General features: G+C 44.9%; 20 protein-coding genes. 12 read left to right on the forward strand and 8 right to left on the reverse strand.

Annotated elements, in window-relative coordinates; translation table 11 throughout:
- Positions 1-19: 19 nt before the first annotated feature.
- The gene (cyaY, locus tag KS2013_RS00535) at positions 20-346 is read right to left on the reverse strand and encodes an iron donor protein CyaY (protein WP_068994243.1); all 327 of its coding nucleotides are present in this window, start codon (positions 344-346) and stop codon (positions 20-22) included.
- Between the two features lie 143 nt (positions 347-489).
- On the opposite strand from cyaY, the gene lptM reads away from it, so the two are divergent.
- From lptM to KS2013_RS00565, 6 genes are read left to right on the forward strand one after another with little or no spacing between them, the layout of a single operon-like run.
- Entirely contained in the window at positions 490-648 is a 159-nt protein-coding gene (lptM, locus tag KS2013_RS11895; RefSeq protein WP_211267774.1) for an LPS translocon maturation chaperone LptM, read from the forward strand.
- Positions 645-1,475, forward strand: a complete 831-nt coding sequence (gene dapF / locus KS2013_RS00545; RefSeq protein ID WP_068988368.1) for a diaminopimelate epimerase — start codon at positions 645-647, stop codon at positions 1,473-1,475. The genes lptM and dapF overlap by 4 nt, the downstream gene beginning before the upstream one ends.
- 38 nt (positions 1,476-1,513) lie before the next feature.
- Positions 1,514-2,179 carry a DUF484 family protein gene (locus tag KS2013_RS00550; RefSeq protein WP_068988370.1) on the forward strand — a complete coding sequence of 222 codons (666 nt, stop codon included), beginning with the start codon at positions 1,514-1,516 and terminating at the stop codon, positions 2,177-2,179.
- 9 nt (positions 2,180-2,188) lie between these two features.
- A complete protein-coding gene (gene xerC, locus KS2013_RS00555; RefSeq protein ID WP_068988372.1) occupies positions 2,189-3,085 on the forward strand; it encodes a tyrosine recombinase XerC in 897 nt (298 codons plus the stop codon).
- A 4-nt stretch (positions 3,086-3,089) separates the two neighbouring features.
- Positions 3,090-3,752: an HAD-IA family hydrolase gene (locus tag KS2013_RS00560; protein WP_228703686.1), complete on the forward strand. Its 663-nt coding sequence runs from the start codon at positions 3,090-3,092 to the stop codon at positions 3,750-3,752.
- On the forward strand, positions 3,749-4,282 hold the full coding sequence (locus KS2013_RS00565; protein WP_156768941.1) for a hypothetical protein: 534 nt from the start codon (positions 3,749-3,751) through the stop codon (positions 4,280-4,282). Before KS2013_RS00560 ends, KS2013_RS00565 begins: the two co-directional genes overlap by 4 nt.
- A gap of 8 nt (positions 4,283-4,290) precedes the next feature.
- Here KS2013_RS00565 and KS2013_RS00570 read toward each other — a convergent pair whose 3' ends face one another.
- From KS2013_RS00570 to KS2013_RS00580, 3 genes are all read right to left on the reverse strand, one after another.
- Positions 4,291-4,824, reverse strand: coding sequence for a hypothetical protein (locus KS2013_RS00570; protein WP_068988378.1), 534 nt, complete (start codon positions 4,822-4,824; stop codon positions 4,291-4,293).
- 62 nt (positions 4,825-4,886) lie between these two features.
- Complete coding sequence (locus KS2013_RS00575; protein WP_068988379.1) at positions 4,887-5,840, reverse strand: D-2-hydroxyacid dehydrogenase; 954 nt, start codon at positions 5,838-5,840, stop codon at positions 4,887-4,889.
- Between the two features lie 24 nt (positions 5,841-5,864).
- Positions 5,865-6,668, reverse strand: a complete 804-nt coding sequence (locus tag KS2013_RS00580) for a 2-keto-4-pentenoate hydratase (protein ID WP_068988381.1) — start codon at positions 6,666-6,668, stop codon at positions 5,865-5,867.
- A 41-nt stretch (positions 6,669-6,709) separates the two neighbouring features.
- Between KS2013_RS00580 and uvrD the strand changes: the two genes are divergently transcribed.
- The 5 genes from uvrD to KS2013_RS00605 all read left to right on the forward strand — a co-directional run bounded on the left by uvrD (position 6,710) and on the right by KS2013_RS00605 (position 15,966).
- Positions 6,710-8,884, forward strand: a complete 2,175-nt coding sequence (gene uvrD, locus KS2013_RS00585; RefSeq protein WP_068988382.1) for a DNA helicase II — start codon at positions 6,710-6,712, stop codon at positions 8,882-8,884.
- Positions 8,885-9,101: 217 nt separating this feature from the next.
- A complete protein-coding gene (locus tag KS2013_RS00590) occupies positions 9,102-11,405 on the forward strand; it encodes a S8 family serine peptidase (protein ID WP_068988384.1) in 2,304 nt (767 codons plus the stop codon).
- Between the two features lie 363 nt (positions 11,406-11,768).
- Entirely contained in the window at positions 11,769-13,580 is a 1,812-nt protein-coding gene (locus KS2013_RS00595) for a S8 family serine peptidase (protein WP_068988387.1), read from the forward strand.
- 288 nt (positions 13,581-13,868) lie between these two features.
- Entirely contained in the window at positions 13,869-15,002 is a 1,134-nt protein-coding gene (locus KS2013_RS00600) for a S8 family serine peptidase (RefSeq protein WP_068988389.1), read from the forward strand.
- Positions 15,003-15,174: 172 nt separating this feature from the next.
- Positions 15,175-15,966 carry a hypothetical protein gene (locus tag KS2013_RS00605; protein ID WP_068988390.1) on the forward strand — a complete coding sequence of 264 codons (792 nt, stop codon included), beginning with the start codon at positions 15,175-15,177 and terminating at the stop codon, positions 15,964-15,966.
- Between the two features lie 50 nt (positions 15,967-16,016).
- Here KS2013_RS00605 and KS2013_RS00610 read toward each other — a convergent pair whose 3' ends face one another.
- On the reverse strand, positions 16,017-16,742 hold the full coding sequence (locus KS2013_RS00610) for a 2OG-Fe(II) oxygenase (RefSeq protein WP_068988392.1): 726 nt from the start codon (positions 16,740-16,742) through the stop codon (positions 16,017-16,019).
- A gap of 152 nt (positions 16,743-16,894) precedes the next feature.
- Between KS2013_RS00610 and KS2013_RS00615 the strand changes: the two genes are divergently transcribed.
- A complete protein-coding gene (locus tag KS2013_RS00615) occupies positions 16,895-17,998 on the forward strand; it encodes a TRAP transporter substrate-binding protein (RefSeq protein ID WP_068988393.1) in 1,104 nt (367 codons plus the stop codon).
- Positions 17,999-18,042: 44 nt separating this feature from the next.
- On the opposite strand, the gene murI is transcribed toward KS2013_RS00615, so the two are convergent.
- Genes murI through KS2013_RS00630 form a run of 3 tightly spaced genes read right to left on the reverse strand, consistent with a single transcriptional unit; the run spans position 18,043 to position 20,772 of the window.
- Positions 18,043-18,828 (reverse strand): glutamate racemase, encoded by a 786-nt coding sequence (murI, locus tag KS2013_RS00620; RefSeq protein ID WP_068988396.1) that lies wholly within the window; start codon positions 18,826-18,828, stop codon positions 18,043-18,045.
- 14 nt (positions 18,829-18,842) lie between these two features.
- Complete coding sequence (locus tag KS2013_RS00625; RefSeq protein ID WP_211267775.1) at positions 18,843-20,213, reverse strand: TRAP transporter large permease; 1,371 nt, start codon at positions 20,211-20,213, stop codon at positions 18,843-18,845.
- Positions 20,206-20,772 carry a TRAP transporter small permease subunit gene (locus KS2013_RS00630; RefSeq protein ID WP_068988397.1) on the reverse strand — a complete coding sequence of 189 codons (567 nt, stop codon included), beginning with the start codon at positions 20,770-20,772 and terminating at the stop codon, positions 20,206-20,208. The genes KS2013_RS00625 and KS2013_RS00630 overlap by 8 nt, the downstream gene beginning before the upstream one ends.
- Positions 20,773-20,984 lie beyond the last annotated feature (212 nt).

The raw sequence follows: 20,984 nt of genomic DNA on the forward strand, positions 1-20,984 counted from the left end.
TTTTCCGGTGGTGAATTGATTATAGTTCGATACTAAGAGAAATAGTTTGACCGGACTGCTGGCTCATTACGCGATTTAGCAATGTCTCGAGTGGCTCCTGATTTTTATCGGTTAGCCAGCTATCGCCATTCCAGTCCAGATGATAGCCACCGTCTTTTGCGGCCAGCCATAATTGTTTCAGAGGGGTTTGGCGATTAATGATAATTTTTGAGCCATTTTCCAGAGTGATGGTTAAGATGCCACCACTGGTTTCATAGTCCATGTCGAGCTCGTCCAGCTCATCCAGAGCCTCTTCAATGGCGATGATGGTATCGTCCATTAGTTCATTAAATTCTGATTCGTTCAGCTTGCTCATTAGTTTTGCGCCAATTACTCAAATATAGGGTGAATATTGTGCCAGAAGTGCTGTTGATTGCAATGTTGCTTGCAGTCCATACCAAGCTATTGCAAGATAAGACTTATTTCCATGAAAAACGATAAAAGATGACAATGAGACGCTTACGACTGCTTGGATTGGCAGGCTTTGCTGTGTTGTTTTTAAGCGCATGTGGCCAAAAGGGCCCTTTACATATGCCCGATGAAGAGCCACAACAACAGGCTTTACAGCTACCTGATGAGCCTCTTTGCTCGATAGAGGTAGTGGCATGATTGTTCCGTTCACCAAAATGCAGGGCATTGGGAATGACTTTGTGGTGGTCGACGCAATTTCTCAGGCTCTATATTTGAATCAGGGCCAGATTAGTCAGCTAGCACACCGTAACTTTGGTATCGGATTTGATCAGCTGTTATTGATAGAGGCGCCACAGCATCCGGAGGCTGACTTCCATTTTAGAATATTTAATGCAGATGGTAGTGAAGCAGGACATTGTGGTAACGGAGCCAGGGCCGTTGCTAAATATGTGAGACAAAAGGGGCTTACGTGGAAGCGTGAGTTGCGACTGTCGACCAATACTGCGACCATGAATACGGTACTTGAAGACAATGGGTTGATTACCATTAATATGGGTAAGCCGCGACTGGAACCGGAAAAAATACCTTTACGGTTCGCAGAAGCATCGGATGCGTACGCTATAGAGGTGGATGGTATTCGTCATAAAGTTGGTGCTGTTTCAATGGGTAACCCACACTGTGTATTGACGGTTGATAATATAGCAACTGCACCTGTACAGGAGCTGGGGCCAAAGCTGAGCCAGCACAGTTACTTCCCGGCGCAGGCAAACGTTGGTTTTATGCAGATAGTAAATCCGGAAGAAATAAAACTTAGGGTTTTTGAGCGTGGGGTTGGTGAGACTCTGGCCTGTGGTACAGGTGCCTGTGCAGCAGTGGTAGTGGGGCGCTTACAAAACCTTCTTAAGGAAAAAGTTAAGGTTGGATTGCCGGGCGGTAGCTTATGGATTCGATGGGAAGGAAAAGGCCATCAGGTGTATATGACGGGGCCAGCAAAAGTTGTATTTGAAGGGCAGATAGACATTTAAAGGATCGTGTTTCTATCACCAAATCTTGAGATTAAGAAATGAGTAAGAAAGCAGAAGAATTAGAAAGAATGGAGGGAAAGATCGCTTCTTATCTAGCGAAAAACCCAGAGTTTTTCGAGCGCCATCCTGAGTTGCTCGAGAACTTAAAAATCGATCATAAAATTTATGGCTCTGTATCACTGGTTGAAAGACAGATATTGAACCTGCGTAATCGCTCGCACGACCTTCAGGAGCGTTTAACTGACATGCTCGACAACGCTCAGGTTAACAGCGATCTACTGATGAAATGTTCGCAGTTAGCCGTTGGTGTGATAAGGGCAGAAAGTCGGCAGCAGGTTGCCGATACAGTGCTGGAAGAATTGCGGCGACATTTTGATATTGATGACTGTCAGTTGTGGCTTTGTGATAATGATGAAGATTTACAAAGAGTCAATTACTCGGACAGTGACACACTTTATAAACTGACAGATCAGCAGTTCATACACAAAGATCCAGTTTGTGGCCGCATCACAGAAAGTATTTCTCAGTTATTCAAATCTGATAAAAAATTACAGTCTTACGCTTTAATTCCACTGGGGGATGGAGCAGAAGATGGTTTGATAGCTTTGGGTAGTTCCAATGTGGAATTATTCACGGCCGATATGGGGACTCTATTCTTGCGCTTCATCGGAGATATTTGTGAAGCCTGCCTGGCTAAGAAATAACTAAATCCCATGGAAAAAGTCGTCCAACAGTATTGTGACCGACTGCTGCATGAGAAGCAGTATTCCGAGCATACGGTAAATAATTATAGACGACAGATAGATGACTTCCTGATCTTCTTAGATAATCAATATCAACAGTGGAAGCAAGTCACCAGTCAGGATATTCGATTGTGGATGGCGCGACATCATCGGCAGGGTGCTTCAGCTGCGACAATAGGACTAAAGCTTTCATCGCTACGCGGCTTTTTAGATTATCTAGTAGCGAAAAAAGTGATTAAAACCAATCCAGCGACAGGGCTTCGTGGGCCCAAGAAAGCCAAACGGCTGCCGAAAAATATTGATGTTGATACCTTAAATAATTTTATCGACAACTTACCCGAAGATGAACCCATAGAAGTTCGTGATAAGGCGATGATTGAACTGCTGTATTCAGCGGGCATTCGATTGTCAGAGCTTTCTTCAATGGACATAAACTCAGTCAGTTTCAGCGATCAAACCTTAAGAGTTTTGGGTAAAGGTAATAAAATACGAGAAGTGCCATTCGGTCAGGCCGCGAATAAGCTATTAAAAAAGTGGCTAAAAAATCGAGTGGTATTTGTGAAGGATAACTCTGAACAAGCGCTATTTTTAAGTAGTCGCGGGCAGAGGCTGGGCAATCGTGCGATTCAACAACGTTTAAATTATTGGGGCAGAAAGCAGGGGTTAACGGATGTTCTTCACCCTCATAAATTGAGGCATTCCTGCGCGACTCATGTTCTCGAGTCTTCCAGTGACTTGCGGGCTGTGCAAGAATTATTAGGTCATGCCAGTATTGCCACTACTCAGATTTATACGCATCTGGATTTCCAGCACTTAGCCAAAACCTATGATGCTGCACACCCTCGCGCCAGAAAGAAAAAAGACTAGGAAAATGACGCAAACCATAGAGAAAAAACTGAAGGCAATAGACTGGACTAAAGTTAAGGTCATTAGCTTTGACCTGGACGATACGCTATGGGATAACTCTGGTGTGATAGAACAGTGCGAGCAGGAGTTATATAATTTTCTATGTAAAAAGCACCCACCGTTTGCCGAGCATTATTCCAGAGAAACCATGCACAGGGTGTCAGAGCAGTTTATCGCGCAGGATATTCCTCATTATGAGAACATGACAACACTGCGCAAGGCTGTGATTGAGCACATGCTGCTTGAAACAGCGGGGGATTTGAATTTAGTCAATCAGGCCTTCGCCGTGTTTTATTATTGGCGAAATCAGGTCTCGATTCCACAAGTGTCTCTTCAGGTTCTAAAGCATTTACAGCAGAACTACACTTTATTCGCGGTCAGTAATGGCAACTCAAATCTACACTGGCTGGGACTGATGCAGTATTTTGAAAAGCACTTTATCGCCGGGGTTCATGGTCGTGCCAAACCGTCGGCTGATATGCTGCATAAAGTGTGCGCTTTGAAAAATATAGAACCACAAGAGTTGCTACACGTTGGTGACAGTCATGAAACTGATATTAAAAGCAGTTTGGCCGCAGACTGTCAGCACCTACACATAGATTATACGGAAATAGGATGTTTGCTTTGAAAAAAATAATGGTACTTCTAGGTCTGTTAACGCTAATAGGTTGTGAGCCAACGTTAGACAAGGAGAGTTCATTCGAGGAAGTTATAAGCGTTTTATCAGAGAACTTTGAAAGAAACCAAACTAATTTCTCAAAGATAGTTAACTTCTATAAAGAAAATGGCAGCCTAAGCTTGGAAGAGGAGCTATTGTGCCCCTATCAAGAGACTGACACTAAAGAAAGACTTCTAGAAAATATAGATAATAAAGAATATTTAAAAATAAAGCCCATTTGCGATCTGCACGCGGTTACCAAAACCTATAATACGATAATTTGGGATAACAAGGTCATATTATCCAGTTATCAAAACCGTACCGATGGTTACATCAACGTATTTAGCTACTATTACACACCTCAGGTCGGCAGTGATATGAAAGAATGTCCAGATTATGGTGTCAAACAGCGTGAAGAAAAAGGCAGCTGCTTGATCCCACTAACTGATAAATGGTTTATAGAGTATAGATATCTACCAGTACCAAAGTCTAATCCGTAAAAGTTAAACTATAAACAATGTCCTGATATTTCCTCATTGTACAAAGTTTCTGTACTGTCTTGATCAATGTGGTAATACAGGGAGACGATCTGCCACTGTTCTCCATTTTTATACAGCTGGATGCTGTTAATGCCAATAAAGTCAGGCTTTTTGGAATCCTTTTGACTACGTGATTCCACCACACTGTAAACCTGTGCAAACCGATCATGCTTTTGTACCTGTCGCTTAATTTCGCATTCGTAAAAACCTGTATCAAATGTTTTATTTAAGCTTTGGATAAAAGCAGCGGTGGTGATGATGTGCAGTTGCGGCTCGTCTCCGTTGTAGAAACTACCAAAAATCTTAGCTTCTGGGTGTAAGATTTGTCTTAGGGTGGTAACGTCAGGTTTTGAGTTAGGTTCACGAGACAATGATTGCCACAAAATAGCAGCGACTTGTTCGGGAGACTGTTCAGACGAGGCTGATGACTCTGTGGCGGAACTCGTGCTAGATACGCTAAACCATAAAAAGATAAACAGTAATTTTTTTACGATTGTTCTCATGCTCAAATTCATCCTTGCAGAAACTGGACAGACACCTGACATGCGATGTCTGCCCAGGTAAATTATGAGTTATTTAGTTTGTTCATGTTATCGGCCATGCCCTGAATCAGTCGCTGTTTTGCTTCATGGCTGGCCCAGGCTATATGTGGCGTAATGGCAAGGTTAGGGATATCGTTTGCCAATAAGGGGTTATCGGGGCTTGGAGGCTCAACCGATAAGACATCTAAACCGGCACCGGCAATGACTTTATTCTTAAGGCCATCAGCTAAATCCGCTTCGTTAATGACAGGCCCACGGGCGGTATTAATAATATAAGCTGTGGACTTCATCTGCTGTAAGAAACTTTCATCGACCAGTCCCTGCGTAACGTCAGTTAGTGGGCAATGCAATGATACAAAGTCGGCTTCGGGGAGTGCTTCACCCAGAGCAACCTGATTGTCACGCATGGGCCGGCCTGGGATATTAGCGACCAGTACCTTCATGCCAAAAGCTTGTGCGAGCTGCTCGACTTTTTGGCCAATATTTCCATAACCAACCAAAACCAGAGTTTTACCTTCGAGCTCCATAATAGGGAAGTCTGTCAGGGTGAACATGCGACTCTTCTGCCAGGCGCCTTTAGCGGTTAACTGATAATGTTCGCAGGCTCGGGTGGCGAAGTTCAACATAAACTGAATCGTTAGTTGAGCGACAGCAAAAGTAGAATAGTCGGCAACATTAAAGCACTGGATGTTTAGCTCTTTGGCCGCATCCAGATCGATATTGTTCATGCCAGTAGCGGCTAATTGAATCGCTTTCAAATTCGGTAGTTGCTCTAAAGCCTCACGATTTAGAACGACTTTATTAGTAATAATGACATCAGCATTCTGACTGCGTTCGATCACTTGCTCAGGATCTGTTAGGCCGTAGGCATCAAACTCAGTGAAACAATTAGCCAGTGGTGAAAGGTCGACCGCAGGCTGGCCGGATTGACCCTTCCAGTTACCCAGCGTGTCGGCATCTAAAAAAACAGCGTGCACAATAACTCCTTACAGGAATATGGTTTAACGGATAGAAAAGGCGATGACTGCATCAGCTTCTTTTTCGCTGTTGTGTTTCTCAGCATCGAGAGTAAAGCGTGCTTCATACTGTCCTCGCTGTGCAGGCAACATTGTGCCAAGCGCACCCGTAATCAGCAAGTGATTCGCTTCCAACTTATAACCGACAGCAAGAAGCTTATTTATCATCCATACTAAAGCCTCCCGCTGATCGTCCATAGCGTCAGTGGCTAGCCCGTGATTAACTTCTACGCCGTTGCGAAAAAGATTGGCCTCTAGAGAATTTATCCGGGCCGGCTCGAAGGGAAATGCCCGGCCAATAATGAACTGGTTAGAAGCTACATTATTAGTTACTAGTGTCAGCGCCGTCATATCTTCCTTGCTGGTAAACCGAAGATTAGGTAATTCGACGACTGGCAGCATGGCTTTAATGTACTGCGGCAGCTGATCTGTAGTGATGGGTTGTGTAATGGCGTGGCGTAAAACAAATCCTAATTCGACCTCTAGTCGTAAGTCTTTGTAATTATGCAGGGCATAAGCAGCACGATCTCTGCTGAGACCACTGTAAAACAAAGCGCCCACAAGAGGCTGCTCGGTATTAAAGGCATCCTGGGATTTTTCACTGGTGAGACCGGCTTTAAATCCAACCACTGGATCTTTCATCGAATGCTGTAACACACTGATTCTTTGGAGTGCGTAGGCCTCAGCGAAGCTTTTCTCTTTGTCGGTAGGTTGGCCTGAGTTATAGCTACAGGCAGATAATGTGATTAATAACGATAAAAAGGGTAATAAAAGCTTCGTATTTTTCATACAATAGCCCATCAATTAGATTTACAACTAAGCATAGCCTAATGGATGCCACAAGCATAATCGAATCATTAAACGATGCACAGAAAGAAGCGGTAACTGCGCCAAATAAGGCGCTCCTAGTGCTGGCCGGTGCCGGTTCGGGCAAGACTCGAGTACTGGTCCATCGCATCGCCTGGTTAGTAAAGGTGGAGCAAGTTTCACCTCACTCGATCTTAGCCGTGACTTTTACTAATAAAGCGGCGAAAGAAATGCTGGGACGGGTAGAAGATATGCTGGCTATGCCCGCGCGTGGAATGTGGATAGGTACCTTCCATAGTATCGCGCACAGGTTACTTCGTGCTCATTACAGGGACGCTGGTTTACCGGAAGGTTTTCAGATTCTGGATGCGCAGGACCAGCTACGCGTTATCAAGCGGGTAATGAAAGAATTAAATCTAGATGATAACGAGTGGCCGCCAAAGCAGGCCCAGTGGTTTATCAATGCAAAAAAAGACGATGGACTTCGCCCCGGCGACATTCATCATCATGGTGACTTCTTCGTCAGTACCATGTTAAAGGTTTACTATGCCTACGAAGAAGCTTGTAAAACTGCCGGCCTTGTAGACTTTAATGAGCTGCTGCTCAGAGCTTACGAGCTTTGGGCCAAGAATCCACATATATTGAAACACTATCAGGAAAGATTTCAGCATATTCTGGTGGATGAGTTTCAGGATACTAACGCCATCCAATATGCCTGGATCAGATTATTATGTAACGACAAGAACCGGATCACCATCGTGGGTGATGACGACCAGTCGATTTACGGCTGGCGTGGTGCCAAGATTGAAAATATACAGCAATTTGAAAATGACTTCCCCGATTGCAAAATATCCAGGCTGGAACAAAACTATCGCTCGACAGCGACCATTCTAAAAGCAGCCAATGCGGTCATTGCATATAATAGTGAGCGCATGGGCAAAAGCTTGTGGACGGATGGAAATGAAGGGGAGCCTATTACAATCTACGCTGCCTTCAACGAGCAGGAAGAAGCGCGCTTTATTGCCGCTAGAATAGAGGACTGGGTACAGCAGGGAAATAATCACAGCGAAATTGCGGTCCTTTATCGTAGCAATGCTCAGTCGCGGATTCTCGAGGACGCCATGCTCAACAGGAACATTCCGTACCGTATTTATGGTGGACTGCGATTCTTCGAGCGAGCCGAGATTAAGGATACACTGGCCTATTTAAGGCTAATGACAAATCGTGACGATGACGCTTCATTTGAACGAGTAGTGAATACACCAGCCCGTGGCTTAGGCGAAAAGTCGGTCGATCTGGTTAGAGCACAGGCTCGCAGCGATGAGACTTCATTATGGAAGGCAGCCAATAAGATGGTAGTGGAGCAGTTATTGCCGCCGAGGGCACGTACTGCCATGGCAACGTTCTTACATCTCATTAATGAGTTGGACTCAAGCACAGCAGAGCTGGATTTGTGGGAGCAGACAGAGGTTGTGATCGAGCACTCTGGCCTAATGGATAAAGTAAGTAAGGAGAAAGGGGAGAAAGCTCAGGCCCGTAAAGAAAACTTGCAGGAGCTGGTTAATGCTACCCGTGAGTTTGATCCGGATGAAGTGATTCCGGAAGAGACTCCCGATATGACGCCATTAACAGCATTCATTGCTCATGCCTCTCTGGAAGCAGGAGACACGCAGGCCGAGGAATATCAGGATGCGGTACAAATGATGACGCTGCATTCGGCTAAGGGTTTGGAGTTCCCACTGGTCTTTATTGCTGGTATGGAAGAGAAGCTTTTCCCGCACCAGATGTCGCTGGACGAACCGGGTGGACTTGAAGAAGAGCGTCGCCTGGCCTATGTCGGAATTACAAGGGCCATGAAGCAGTTGTATCTCACTTACGCCGAGAAGCGCCGTATGTGGGGGCGTGAGACATATCCGACCGTGTCACGGTTCATAAACGAAATTCCTTCGGAACTGATGACCGAAGTCCGCCTGAATACACAGGTTCAGCGTCCGGTATTCCAGAAAGAGTCACCAATAAGAAAAAAAGGCCCTGATGGTTTCCATCTGGGGCAGCTGGTCAGCCATCCCAAGTTTGGCAAAGGGATTATTATTAACTATGAGGGTGACGGTCCACAGGCTTCGGTACAGGTCAATTTTGAAAAAGAAGGGTTAAAAAAGCTTATGTTGGCCTACGCTAAATTGGAGCCGGCATCATGACTGGCTGATTAAAAGGGGGATGGAATCTCAAATTTATTTACTTTGTAACGCTTTGTATCGGTTCGTAGTGACTTTGTACAATACCTTAATTAATCCTTGATCTGATCTTTCATTAACTGTTTTAATCTGTTCTGCCCTAACCTCAGAAGATGGAACTTTGAGTTACTCTTCGGGTTAGGGTTTTTTTTTGAAAATAATAAACCTAGGGGGTAGGTTAATGTCATTTAAGCTGAAGATGGCTTGCACCGCTACTTTATTAGCCATGGGCGTTTCTGCACATGCAGCGGGTGAGCTAGGAAAGACAACTATAACAACACCAGCCGCAGATAACGGCAAACAACGCGTTATCGTTAAATTTAAGCCGGGTCATGGCAAGTCAGCCAAGTCTATGGCGATGAAAGCTGGTGGTACTTTAAAGGTAGACTTGAAGCAGCACAACGCATTTGCTGTTGAGGTATCTGAAAATGCACTTCAAGGTCTGCGCAACAATCCAAACGTTCTCTACGTAGAGCCTGATTTAAAGCGTGAACTGCTTTCTACAAATCTAGACACAACTGAAGTTGAACCATGGGGTATCTCGCGCGTAGAGGCAGATATTGTTTCTGACGCCAACGCAGGTAACCGAACTGTATGTATCATCGACTCAGGTTACGATATCAACAACTCAGACCTTGCAAGCAACAACGTAACGGGTACTAACGACTCGGGTACTGGTAACTGGTATGAACCAGGCGGTTCGCATGGTACTCATGTTGCTGGTACGGTTGCAGCAGTAACCAACGGTTCAGGTGTAGTAGGTGTTATGCCAAACGGCAATATTAACCTTCATATCATTAAAGTCTTCAACGAGTCAGGCTGGGGTTACTCTTCAGACTTGATTAACGCGGTTGACGACTGTGTTGCTAATGGTGCAAACGTCGTAAGCATGAGTTTGGGTGGTAGTGGTTCTTCTACAACAGAAGGTAACGCCTTCTCTAACCACTACGATAATGGTGTATTGAGCATTGCAGCATCAGGTAATGATGGTAACAGTTCTTACTCATACCCGGCATCGTACGATAACGTTGTTTCAGTTGGTGCCGTAGACTCTGGCAACCAGCACGCAAACTTTTCACAGTATACGGATCAGGTCGAGCTAGTTGGTCCGGGTGAGGCAATCCTTTCGAGCGTTGGTATCGGTGACGGTTACTTGGGTCAGCTTGAAGTGGGCGGTGTAGACTACTTTGATAACGGTGTTGTGCCACAGAATTTCTACAATAGCAGCCTTAGTTTCGATAATGCAGCCAACACAGGTAGTGCTTCCGGTACGTTAGGCGTATGTACGACTTCCGGAACAACCTATAGTTGTCCAAGCATGACGGGTAAAGTTTGTTTGGTTGAGCGTGGCGAAAACCAGGCAGACGATACGAGTTCTACGGAAAACAATTACCCTGAATACCGAGCGGTCAATGCATGTATGGACGCTGGTGCTGAAGGTGTTGTGGTATACAGTAACGCAGCTCGTCCTGGCTTGCAGCACCCATTCCTGATTGACTTCGATAGTAAAATTGGTAGCACACCAGTAGTTTCGGTGGACCGTGCGACTGGTCTTGAGCTTGCAAATAAAGCAGGTCAAAGCGTGACTATGGCTAAGCAAGGTGGTCAAGATTGGGAATACTATAACGGTACATCGATGGCTACACCTCACGTCAGTGCGGTAGCAGCATTGGTATGGAGTTATCACCCATCATGTACAGCAGCTGAAATCCGTCAGGTATTGAAAGATACTGCGCAGGATCTTGATGTTGCTGGTCGTGATGACAGAACAGGCTTTGGTCTGGTTAAGACTCAGGCTGCAATCAACTCGCTAGACGCAAACGGCTGTGCGGGCGGTTCAAACCCTCCACCAAGCGGTGACAATGAGCTGACTAAAGGTGTTGCAGAAACAAACTTAAGCGGTGCGCAAGGTTCTGAGGTGTTCTATACATTTGAAGTACCAGCAGGCGCAACGGACCTGAACTTCGATATCTCAGGTGGTTCTGGTGATGCAGACCTTTATGTTCAATATGGTTCACAGCCTACAACTTCTAGTTACGACTGCCGACCATATGTTGGTGGTAACACAGAGAACTGTAATTTTGCTTCACCACAGGCGGGCACATGGCACGTAATGATCCGTGGTTATCAAGCATACTCAGGTCTAGACCTGGTGGCAGATTACACTGACGGTGGTTCAACGCCAATCAACGATACGCTAAGCGAGTCAAACCTGTCAGGTGCTAAAAGCAGCACTCAGTTCTTCACTCTAGAAGTGCCAGCGGGTCGTTCAACTGTCGATATCGTGATGTCTGGCGGTTCGGGTGACGCAGACCTTTATGTGAAGTTTGGTTCGCAGCCAACAACATCAAGCTACGATTGCCGTCCATATAAATATGGTAATAACGAAACTTGTACCTTGAACGCACAGGAAGGTACTTACCACATCATGATTCGTGGTTATTCAAGTTATTCCGGGGTTAGCCTGGAAGGAAGTTCTAACTAATATTCTATTAGTTATAGAGCTGAGTTAAGGAGGTCGCCAGCCGATCTCCTTAGCCATAAACCTTTAGAACAAAATGTTATAAAGGTTTGTATGTTTTATTTTGCATTTCCGTGTAATGGATTACGATTTCTTGAAATCTGATAAGGAATTCAGGGGGTTGTAATGTATCAATATATATACAATTCTAAAATGTAAAATCATTTGCATCTAATCGGATTAGTAAATTTTCTAGTTGACATATCTTTACATAAACTGGTTTAATGCATTTCTGCCTCAGATGCTACGGATAGTTATTGAGATAAAAACCATAGCAGTGGGGCTTTTTTATTGCTTATAGCAAAAATAAGTATCAAGAGGGGTAATATGAAACTTAAAATGAAAATGGCTTGCGCTGCTACCTTGCTAGCGCTAGGTACAGCAGCTCACGCAGAGCGCATGATTGTGACTTATGACTCAAATGGTCAGGGTCTAAAAAAAGGCCACAACGTAAAAGTTGAAGGCAACGGCTGGTTCGCAGTAGAACTTGATGAGAAGGGGAAAAGCTCGATCCGTGGGATGAAAGGCTTCAAGAAGATGGAAAAAGACGTGAAGCGTTTCCCAATGGCTATTTATAACGATGACGCTGGCGATCCTAACGCTATGCAGTTAACGCCTTACGCAGTATACCAATCTCAAGCAGATCAACTAACACTTCAGCCTGGTCAAAAGGTTTGTGTTATCGATTCAGGTCTTGATCAGTCTAACCCTGACTTCAACTGGGGTAACATCACTGGTGATAACGACTCAGGTACAGGTAACTGGTTCGAGCACGGTGGCCCACACGGTACACACGTAGCGGGTACAGTTGGTGCAGCTGACAACGGTATCGGTGTTGTTGGTATGGCTCCTGGCGTACCAATGCACATTATTAAAGTATTCAATGAGTCAGGCTGGGGTTATTCTTCTGACTTAGCATATGCTGCTGATAAATGTACACAAGCTGGTGCTAACATCATCACGATGTCACTAGGCGGCGGTGGTGCTAACAGCACAGAAGAGAACGCTTTCAACACGTTCACTAACAACGGTGGTCTTGTACTGGCAGCAGCCGGTAACGACGGTAACAACGTTCGTTCTTACCCAGCAGGCTACAAATCTGTAATGATGATCGGTGCGAACGACGGCGACAACAATATCGCTAGCTTCTCGCAGTTCCCATCAAACACCAAAACTTCAGGTCGTGGTAAAAATGCTACTACTGAAACTGATGACGGTTACGGTGTAGAGGTAACGGCTGGTGGTGTTAATACACTATCTACTTACCCAGCAGGTATGGCAACAATCGCTAGCTTAACAGTTGATGGTGCAGGTATTGCTGCGGCTGAAACTGCGAATACTGGTAATGTTACAGGCGATACTTACTTCATGGGTACAGGTGAAGCTGTAGACGCTGGCGCAAACGGTAAAGTTTGTGTTATCGACCGTGGTAACATCTCTTTCGCTGACAAACTAAACAACTGTGGCGATTCAGGCGGTATTGGTGCCATCGTTATCAATAACGTAGCTGGCGAAGGTGTTATCTATATGGATATCACTGGTACTACTACAAGTATCCCAGCAGTGGGCACTGCGTACGAAGATCGTGACGCGTTAGTAAACTCTACTTCGGCGACAATTAACGCAGGCGCTAGCGACTATGGTTACATGAGTGGTACTTCGATGGCTACTCCAGCAGCAGCGGGTGTTGCCGCGCTAGTATGGTCGAATCACCCAACGTGTACTGGTACTGAAATCCGTAACGCTATGAAAGCTACTGCGGAAGACCAGGGTACAGCGGGCCGTGATGACTACTTCGGTTATGGTATCGTTAAAGCGAAAGCTGCTAGCGATTATCTAACGGCGAATGGTTGCTCAGGTGGCGGTACTGGTGGTGAAGATCCAACGGATCCTCCAGCAGGCGACCTAACTGCAAGCGGTACTCGCTCTAAAGGCGGTAGCCAGTTAGACCTAGTATGGAGCGGTTTCTCAAGCTCTAACGTTGATATTACTATCACGGCTGGTGGTACTACGGTCTTAGACGATACTCAGGCTAACGACGGTTCAGTATCGTACTCTGGCGCAGACAAGCGTACTACTTACACAGTAAACATCTGTGAAGCAGGTACTACGACTTGTGCACCATCTTTTGATCTGTAATATAGATTAGAAGAAGTAATAATAAAAAGCCCCGCGTTTGCGGGGCTTTTTTTATGGATAAAATTAGTTTAATACTAGTATACAAGTCATATTTGACTTGCTAATGGGGTGCTTCTGCTAAAAGACACGTTAATTGGTTCAACCAGTAAGCATTATTTTTAATAATCCTTGAACATTAAATGACCAACTGCTATAAAGTTGCTGTCTTCAAGTTTCATAGTATCAACAAAGGTTTAATGAAACCCTATGAAGCTTAGGCAAAAAACCAATAATGAGGGGTAATTAATAATGAAAAAAACGTTAATCGCAAGTGCCGTAGGTATGGTATTTGTTTCAGCCCAGTCTATAGCTGTTCAACCAACTAACTCATCAAGTGATGAACTTAACGTTCAGAACCGTTGTATCGTGACGTTACAGGATCACCTGAACGCTTCTGAAGTTAAGGGTCTGGCAAAAGGTATGGCTCAACGTGCAGAGTCTTCGGTTCGTCACGTCTACACTAACTCGATTAAAGGCTTCACTGTGAACGCACCATGTCATGCAGCGGAGAAAGCTTTTGGTGGCGATATGAACGTTAAGCGCATGTCACCGGACGGCGTAGTTCAGATTAGCTTTAAAGGTAAGCCAGGCGGCGGCGGTGGAAGTAATGGCCAAACAACACCATGGAGCGTCACTAGAGTGGGCGGTGCACAAGATGGCACGGGATACACAGCCTGGGTACTGGATACTGGTATCGACACCGATCACGGTGACTTGAACGTAGATGCTAGTCGTGGTTTCACAGCGTTTACTTCAGGTCGTGATGCTGATACTGATGACGGACATGGTCATGGCACGCACGTTGCAGGTACAATCGCCGCGATCGACAACACTCAAGACGTTGTTGGTATTGCTGCTGGTGCTACTGTAGTTCCTGTAAAGGTACTAGACTCTCGTGGATCTGGTTCATACTCTGGCGTTATCGCTGGTGTTGATTTTGTTGCGGCTAACGCTTCAGCAGGCGACTGCGCAAATATGAGTCTTGGTGGCCCGGTAAGTACCGAACTTGATGATGCGGTTAAAGCAGCTGCCCAGAGCTCAGGTGCATACTTCGTATTGGCAGCGGGTAATGACGGAGATCATGCAAGCAACCACTCTCCGGCACGCGCTAATGGTAACAACGTCTATACAATCTCTGCGACAGACTCAAATGACAACATGCCTTCATGGTCAAACTATGGTAACCCACCAGTTGATTATGCTGCGCCTGGCGTAAGCATTTTGTCTCTGAGAAAAGGTGGCGGTACGACCACGATGTCAGGTACATCTATGGCATCACCAGCAGCTTGCGCAGTTATCATGTTGAAAAACGGTAACCCAAGCACAGACGGTACGGCCGGAAATGATCCAGATGGTAATCCGGATCCAATCGTACACCTATAATTATCGAAATTAACGATAGTTGGTAAAGCGCTCTTCGGAGCGCTTTTTTTATGTCTGTTAGAAATATATCAATTTGTAGAAGTGTGAACCGCATGATTACTTTTTAAGCAATTGATAGTAATTATATGGATTCCGAAAGGAAACGAGATAACAACATTTCTAAGGGGTATATATGAAAAAGGTAATTTTAGGAACGTTAGGAGCAACACTACTCAGCATTTCTACCATTGCATCTGCTGATCACCGCTGGGCAGATTATCATTGGGCAACGCTAGGTAATGGATTAAACTTACCGGTTATTGATAGCGTTACACCGGATTGGCAAACGTCTTACACAGAGTCATTGTCCCAATGGGAGCAAGGAACGCCAATCGTACATACTGAAATTAGTGCTGATGACGGCAAAAGAACAAGAAAAAGATGTAAAGCAGAATCGGGTAAAATGAGAGTCTGTAACGATAGCTACGGTTATAATGGTTGGGCAGGACTGGCTTCAATCAACCTGGATTCAAATGGGCACATCGTTCAAGGTGTAGCAAAAATGAACGATAGCTATCTGGCAACATCCTCAACTGCTTACCGAAACCATGTAATGTGTCAGGAAATCGGGCACGTTTATGGTCTGGGTCATACATCAGAGGATGGATCAAGTCAGCAGACTTGTATGGACTATTCGAACGATAATAATAGTCAATGGCCGAACTCGCATGATCGTCAACTACTAACGGAAATGTACAGTCATAACGATGGTTATGAAACCGCTGATGCAGGTGGCAGCGAAGAACCATGTCGTGGAGGTCCTAAAAAATGTGGAAGTCAGTTTAACGGTGGCTTAGGAATTAAAGTATGGCAGAAAGGGCGTGCCCAAATCCGAGTGTCACAAGGGCCAGATGGAACTATATGGGTACACCATATTACTTTGGCTGAAGGCCACGATGATATTGTTCACGACCCGGAACATTAATTAAGTAAGGCAAAAAAAAGCGCCCACAAGGGCGCTTTTTAGTTATTTGACTACCCATTATTTTGCTGCTGCTGATTTTGACCATACATATCAGCAGCACGCTGATACTGCACCCAGCTGGTAAATATGTATTTATCGTTTGAGACTGGTTTAAGACCGCGGTGAGTATGAGTAAATCCAGCAGGGGCTATAACTAATGAACCCTGTTTTGGCTTACTCTTAACCTGCTGATAGAAGAACTCAGTTTCGCCACCTTCCTCAACATCATTTAAGTAGAACATCCACAGTAATGTGCGGTGAAGGGAATCTTGATGTGGGTCGTTTGGATGTGGGTAGTGCTCTGAATGCCAGTGGAAATATCCACCCTCACCTTTATTGTACTTCTGGATATTAACAGGACCTAGGCGGTACACAGCCTGGATAAAACGAGCCAGAGTTTGATCGTCCATCTTTTCAACATCAACATAGCTCAACTGTTCCATTTCACCTTCCTGATTCTGAAACATTAAAGAAACTGCTCCAGCCAACAGGAAAGGATATTGGCGGACATAATGAATCATTCCACGGAGCACTATATTCTGTAAATGCTGTAATTCGTCCTTCCATTCGTCAGGATAGCGGTTGATAGTGATATCCGTACTATTTTTTTTTATTTTATCGATACCATGACCAGTTTCACCGGGACGTTTGTTAGGACTCTGTTCAAACTTGTCAATACATTGCTGACAAAATTCAGGGTCGAGTGCCTGTTCATAAATATTAATAAAGCTCGACATAGTAATCCCCCAATACTATTTATAATCAAAGTTGCCTTAGCCTATTATAGTCGGTACATTGTTGCCAGTGTTTTTACCGAGGTTTACGTAGCTGTAAAGAGAAAAAGAGCTAAGAAATCAGTGGTAAGCTACAAGTCATACAGGTGAATTAAATGAAAAGAAGAAAATTTATCAGCGCATTAGGCGCCGGGGCCGCTGTAGCCGGTTTAAGTGCTTGTTCGGGGGGAGAAAAAAGTCCGAAAACGGCTCCAGTGGAAAAGTGGGATGGGGAAGTTATCAAGTGGACCATGATTACAACCTGGCCAAAAAACTTTGCCGGGCTGGGCGAAGGGGCCGAATATCTGGCGAAATTGATCAATAGGCTCAGTGGCGGTCGGATGGACGTCACCGTTTACGGCTCGGGAGAATTGGTACCAGCACTTCAGGTTTTTGAGTCTGTTGCCAGTGGTGCTGCCCAGATTGGTCACGGTGCTTCCTATTATTGGAAAGGGAAATTGCCAATGACACCATTTTTTGCAGCAGTCCCATTCGGTCTGAACGCGCAGGAAATGAATGGCTGGTTATTACATGGTGGCGGACTGGAACTGTGGCGAGAGTTGTATGAACCATTAGGACTGATACCAGAACCCTGCGGAAACACAGGGGTACAAATGGCGGGTTGGTTTAATAAAGAAATTAACTCGCTGGAAGATATCAAAGGCTTAAAAATGCGTATACCCGGCCTTGGCGGCGAAGTTTGGCGCCGAGCTGGCGGAATTCCGGTATTGATGCCGGGAAGTGAAGTATTCACTTCTTTAGAAACTGGAGCAATTGATGCTGCGGAGTGGGTGGGGCCATACAACGACCTTGCTTTTGGGTTATTTAAAGCTGCGCAATATTACTACTATCCGGGATGGCATGAACCTGGCACAACTTTGGAGGCTTTAATCAATAAAAAAGCTTACGAAGAATTACCTAAAGACTTGCAGGAGATCGTCACTATGGCTTGTCGAACAGCAAATGCAGATTTGTTGGCGGATTTTACTGCGAAAAATAATGAAGCGTTACAAACCTTGGTTAATAAACATGGGGTTAAACTAAGAGCATTACCTCAGGATGTATTAACAACGTTAGAGGAAATTTCAGAAGGAATGCTCCAGGAGCAGACCGAAACTGAGCTTGATGAACGGATTCTCAAATCCTTTGTTGAGTTTAAGCAGCAGGCCAAAGAGTGGCATCGGGTATCAGAGTTAAGCTACTACCAGGCAAGAAGTTAGAAGGTTTAGCATTTTTTTGGTTTTATATTATACAAAAGGGCTTTTTAGCCCTTTTGTACCTTAACCGGACGCTTCAGTAATTTGCTAAATATTATTTGCGCTTTGTCTTCTGATGCGCTGGTGAAGAAAAGATCCTGTTGATGAGGGCTTTCATTAAATATTTCATGTTGCGCAAGCACACGGGTTAACTGAAGTGACACTGCATCGGCAGTGTCGAGAAGTTTAAGAGGGGAGTTACCGGCAACTTTTTTGATGCTTGGCGCTAGAAATGGATAGTGGGTGCAACCAAGTACAAGGGTATCTACCTTATAGTTTAATAGAGGATTCAGGTACTGTTTGATTAGCTCAATAGTTTCAGGGCTGTCAAGCTCACCTTTCTCAACTTGTTCAACAAAACCGTGACAGGCAACCTGATGTATGGATTTATCGCGTGCATACTCGACGACAAGGCGCTGATAGCGTTGACTATGGAGTGTATTTTCAGTTGCGAATACACCAATATGACCTGTGCGAGTTAATGATGCGGCAGGTTTTATTGCAGGCTCTAACGCGACAATTGGAAGATCGTATTCTGTTCTAAGCCAGTCAGCCATGATAGCTGTCGCGGTGTTGCAGGCAATAACCATGGCCTTTACATTCCGCTCTATAAAAAAATCAGCGATATGCTGGCAGCGTTTATGCAGTTCCTCTTTCGGAAGTTTCCCATAGGGGGCAAAAGCGGAATCTGCAAAATAGGCGCAATTTTCCTTAGGCAAGTGTTTTCGAATAGATTGATAGATGGACAGACCACCAACACCAGAGTCGAAAATACCTATTGGGTTACGATTCATAAATGAAAGATTCCTCAACCCACTACTGAAGGTAGCCAGGTAGATAGTTCAGGCCAAAAAGCAATTAAGGCAAGGACAGTAGCCTGAATCCCAATAAAAGGAATGACGCCTCGATATATTTGAGCGGTGCGAATCTGTTTGGGTGCAACGCCTCGCAAATAGAATAAGGCAAAGCCAAACGGAGGTGTTAGGAAAGACGTTTGTAAATTGATAGCTATTAATACACCAAGCCAGATTGGATCGGCACCCATCATCAATAGTACAGGACCTACGATTGGAACCACAACAAAGGTAATCTCGATAAAGTCGAGAATAAAACCAAGCAGGAACATCACAATCATGATGATCAGTAATGCTGTAAAGAGTCCGCCTGGCAGGTCAGTAAAGAAGTGGCGAATCATTTCGTCACCACCGTACATCCGGAACACCAGTGAGAAAATCGAAGCACCAATTAAAATCAGGAAAACCATGCTGGTGGTTTTTACCGTTGACTGCATAACATCTCTTAGGCGTTCAAGAGTGACTTGTTTTCGCATAGCAGCTAAAAGCATGGCACCAAAGGCACCAATGGCGGCGGCCTCTGTCGGCGTAGCAATACCATAAAGAATTGAGCCTAATACTGCGACTATAAGAATCAATGGCAGCGACAAACTTTTGAGGGCGCGCCACATAGCCTGATTCAGCTCAGAGCGTTCAATATCCATGGCTGGGGCAGCCTGTGGTTTACGCCAGGCTACAAAGGCGATATACATCATGTAGCCAATGACCAGTAACATTCCTGGAATAACGGCGCCCATAAACAGATCGCCTATCGAAGCCACCTGGTCCGTTTGTAGACCCTGGCTCTTTGCTTCGGTCATGGCGTTGGCCAGAACGTCTCCCAGAAGGACCAGTACAATTGAAGGAGGGATAATTTGACCGAGGGTACCCGAGGCGCAGATAACACCAGTGGCGAGCTCAGGCTTATATCCACGCTTTAGCATTGCAGGCAGTGAAAGCAGGCCCATGGTAACGACAGTTGCACCTACGATGCCCGTACTTGCAGCGAGTAACATTCCTACTATGGTTACTGCAAAGCCCATGCCACCCCGAAGCTTGCCAAAAAGAGTAGCCATGGATTCCAGCAAATCTTCGGCGATTTTTGTGCGCTCCAGCATCAGGCCCATAAAAATAAACAGCGGGACTGCTATGAGAGTACTTCGGTCCATGATCTTAAATAAACGGCCGGCCATAAAGTTAAGTTGTACTGGCTCGATCATTCCGGTCAAGGCACCAATTGCGGCAAACACCAGAGAGGTACCGGCCAGGGAAAAGGCTACCGGATAGCCCCATAGCAGTACTGCACAAACAGCCAAAAATAAAAGTAGAGGCATTAACTCAAGCATGATTTGCCTCCTCATGCTGGGATGACTCCAGCAACGGTGGCGTCTCTGTCCAGCCACATAGATAAGCCAGGCATTTCAAAAAGTCTGAAAAACCTTGGATTATTAAAGCCACTGGCATCGCCAGCAATAGGCTTTTGAATATATACATGAAAGGTATGCCGCCGGGCTGGTTAGAGTCTTCCCTCAGTGCCCAGCTGAATAAAACATAGTCTTTGCAGTAAATAAAGATAAAGAGGCATACAGGAAGTAATAGCAATAAAAAGCCAAGCATATTGACGATAGCTTTCTTACGAGGCGAGAAATTCTGGTAGAAAACATCGACACGGACATGATCGTTGTATTTGAGTGCGAAAGCGGCGCCGAGCATAAACACTGTTGCGTGCATGTAGTTGACAGACTCTTGCAGTGCGATAGCGCTTAAATCGAACCAATTACGTAACGCCAATACCAAAATCACAGTTAATACCATGAATAAGGTTAGCCATGAAATTAATCGCCCGATCCACTCGGTGATCATATCGAATAAAGAAAGTGTTTTAAGGGTCGCTATTTTAAGCATTAATTACTCTTATATTGTGCTTAGGCATTGTTGTTATCAAAGTTATCCACAGGAAAATAATAGTGTGAAGCAGAACTTGTTTAAAGTGTCGCTTTCATTTACACATGTAACCTGATGATATTGTTATGTTTTGCAGGCAGATTTAACTCCCCAAAGTTAAAAAAGACTTTATATTTCAGTATTTGTCATATTCACAGAAACTTTTTCACAAA

It is taken from the genome of Kangiella sediminilitoris, from assembly GCF_001708405.1.
GTDB classification, from domain to species: domain Bacteria; phylum Pseudomonadota; class Gammaproteobacteria; order Enterobacterales; family Kangiellaceae; genus Kangiella; species Kangiella sediminilitoris.

Coding starts and splice junctions, on each gene's coding strand:
- KS2013_RS00625 (WP_211267775.1), bottom strand. CDS start 20,213: ATGCTTGAGTTAATGCCTCTACTTTTATTTTTGGCTGTTTGTGCAGTA.
- KS2013_RS00610 (WP_068988392.1), bottom strand. CDS start 16,742: ATGTCGAGCTTTATTAATATTTATGAACAGGCACTCGACCCTGAATTT.
- KS2013_RS00605 (WP_068988390.1), top strand. CDS start 15,175: ATGAAAAAGGTAATTTTAGGAACGTTAGGAGCAACACTACTCAGCATT.
- KS2013_RS00615 (WP_068988393.1), top strand. CDS start 16,895: ATGAAAAGAAGAAAATTTATCAGCGCATTAGGCGCCGGGGCCGCTGTA.
- murI (WP_068988396.1), bottom strand. CDS start 18,828: ATGAATCGTAACCCAATAGGTATTTTCGACTCTGGTGTTGGTGGTCTG.
- KS2013_RS00580 (WP_068988381.1), bottom strand. CDS start 6,668: ATGAAAAATACGAAGCTTTTATTACCCTTTTTATCGTTATTAATCACA.
- KS2013_RS00590 (WP_068988384.1), top strand. CDS start 9,102: ATGTCATTTAAGCTGAAGATGGCTTGCACCGCTACTTTATTAGCCATG.
- KS2013_RS00630 (WP_068988397.1), bottom strand. CDS start 20,772: ATGCTTAAAATAGCGACCCTTAAAACACTTTCTTTATTCGATATGATC.
- lptM (WP_211267774.1), top strand. CDS start 490: ATGAGACGCTTACGACTGCTTGGATTGGCAGGCTTTGCTGTGTTGTTT.
- xerC (WP_068988372.1), top strand. CDS start 2,189: ATGGAAAAAGTCGTCCAACAGTATTGTGACCGACTGCTGCATGAGAAG.
- KS2013_RS00595 (WP_068988387.1), top strand. CDS start 11,769: ATGAAACTTAAAATGAAAATGGCTTGCGCTGCTACCTTGCTAGCGCTA.
- KS2013_RS00570 (WP_068988378.1), bottom strand. CDS start 4,824: ATGAGAACAATCGTAAAAAAATTACTGTTTATCTTTTTATGGTTTAGC.
- uvrD (WP_068988382.1), top strand. CDS start 6,710: ATGGATGCCACAAGCATAATCGAATCATTAAACGATGCACAGAAAGAA.
- KS2013_RS00560 (WP_228703686.1), top strand. CDS start 3,090: ATGACGCAAACCATAGAGAAAAAACTGAAGGCAATAGACTGGACTAAA.
- KS2013_RS00600 (WP_068988389.1), top strand. CDS start 13,869: ATGAAAAAAACGTTAATCGCAAGTGCCGTAGGTATGGTATTTGTTTCA.
- dapF (WP_068988368.1), top strand. CDS start 645: ATGATTGTTCCGTTCACCAAAATGCAGGGCATTGGGAATGACTTTGTG.
- KS2013_RS00550 (WP_068988370.1), top strand. CDS start 1,514: ATGAGTAAGAAAGCAGAAGAATTAGAAAGAATGGAGGGAAAGATCGCT.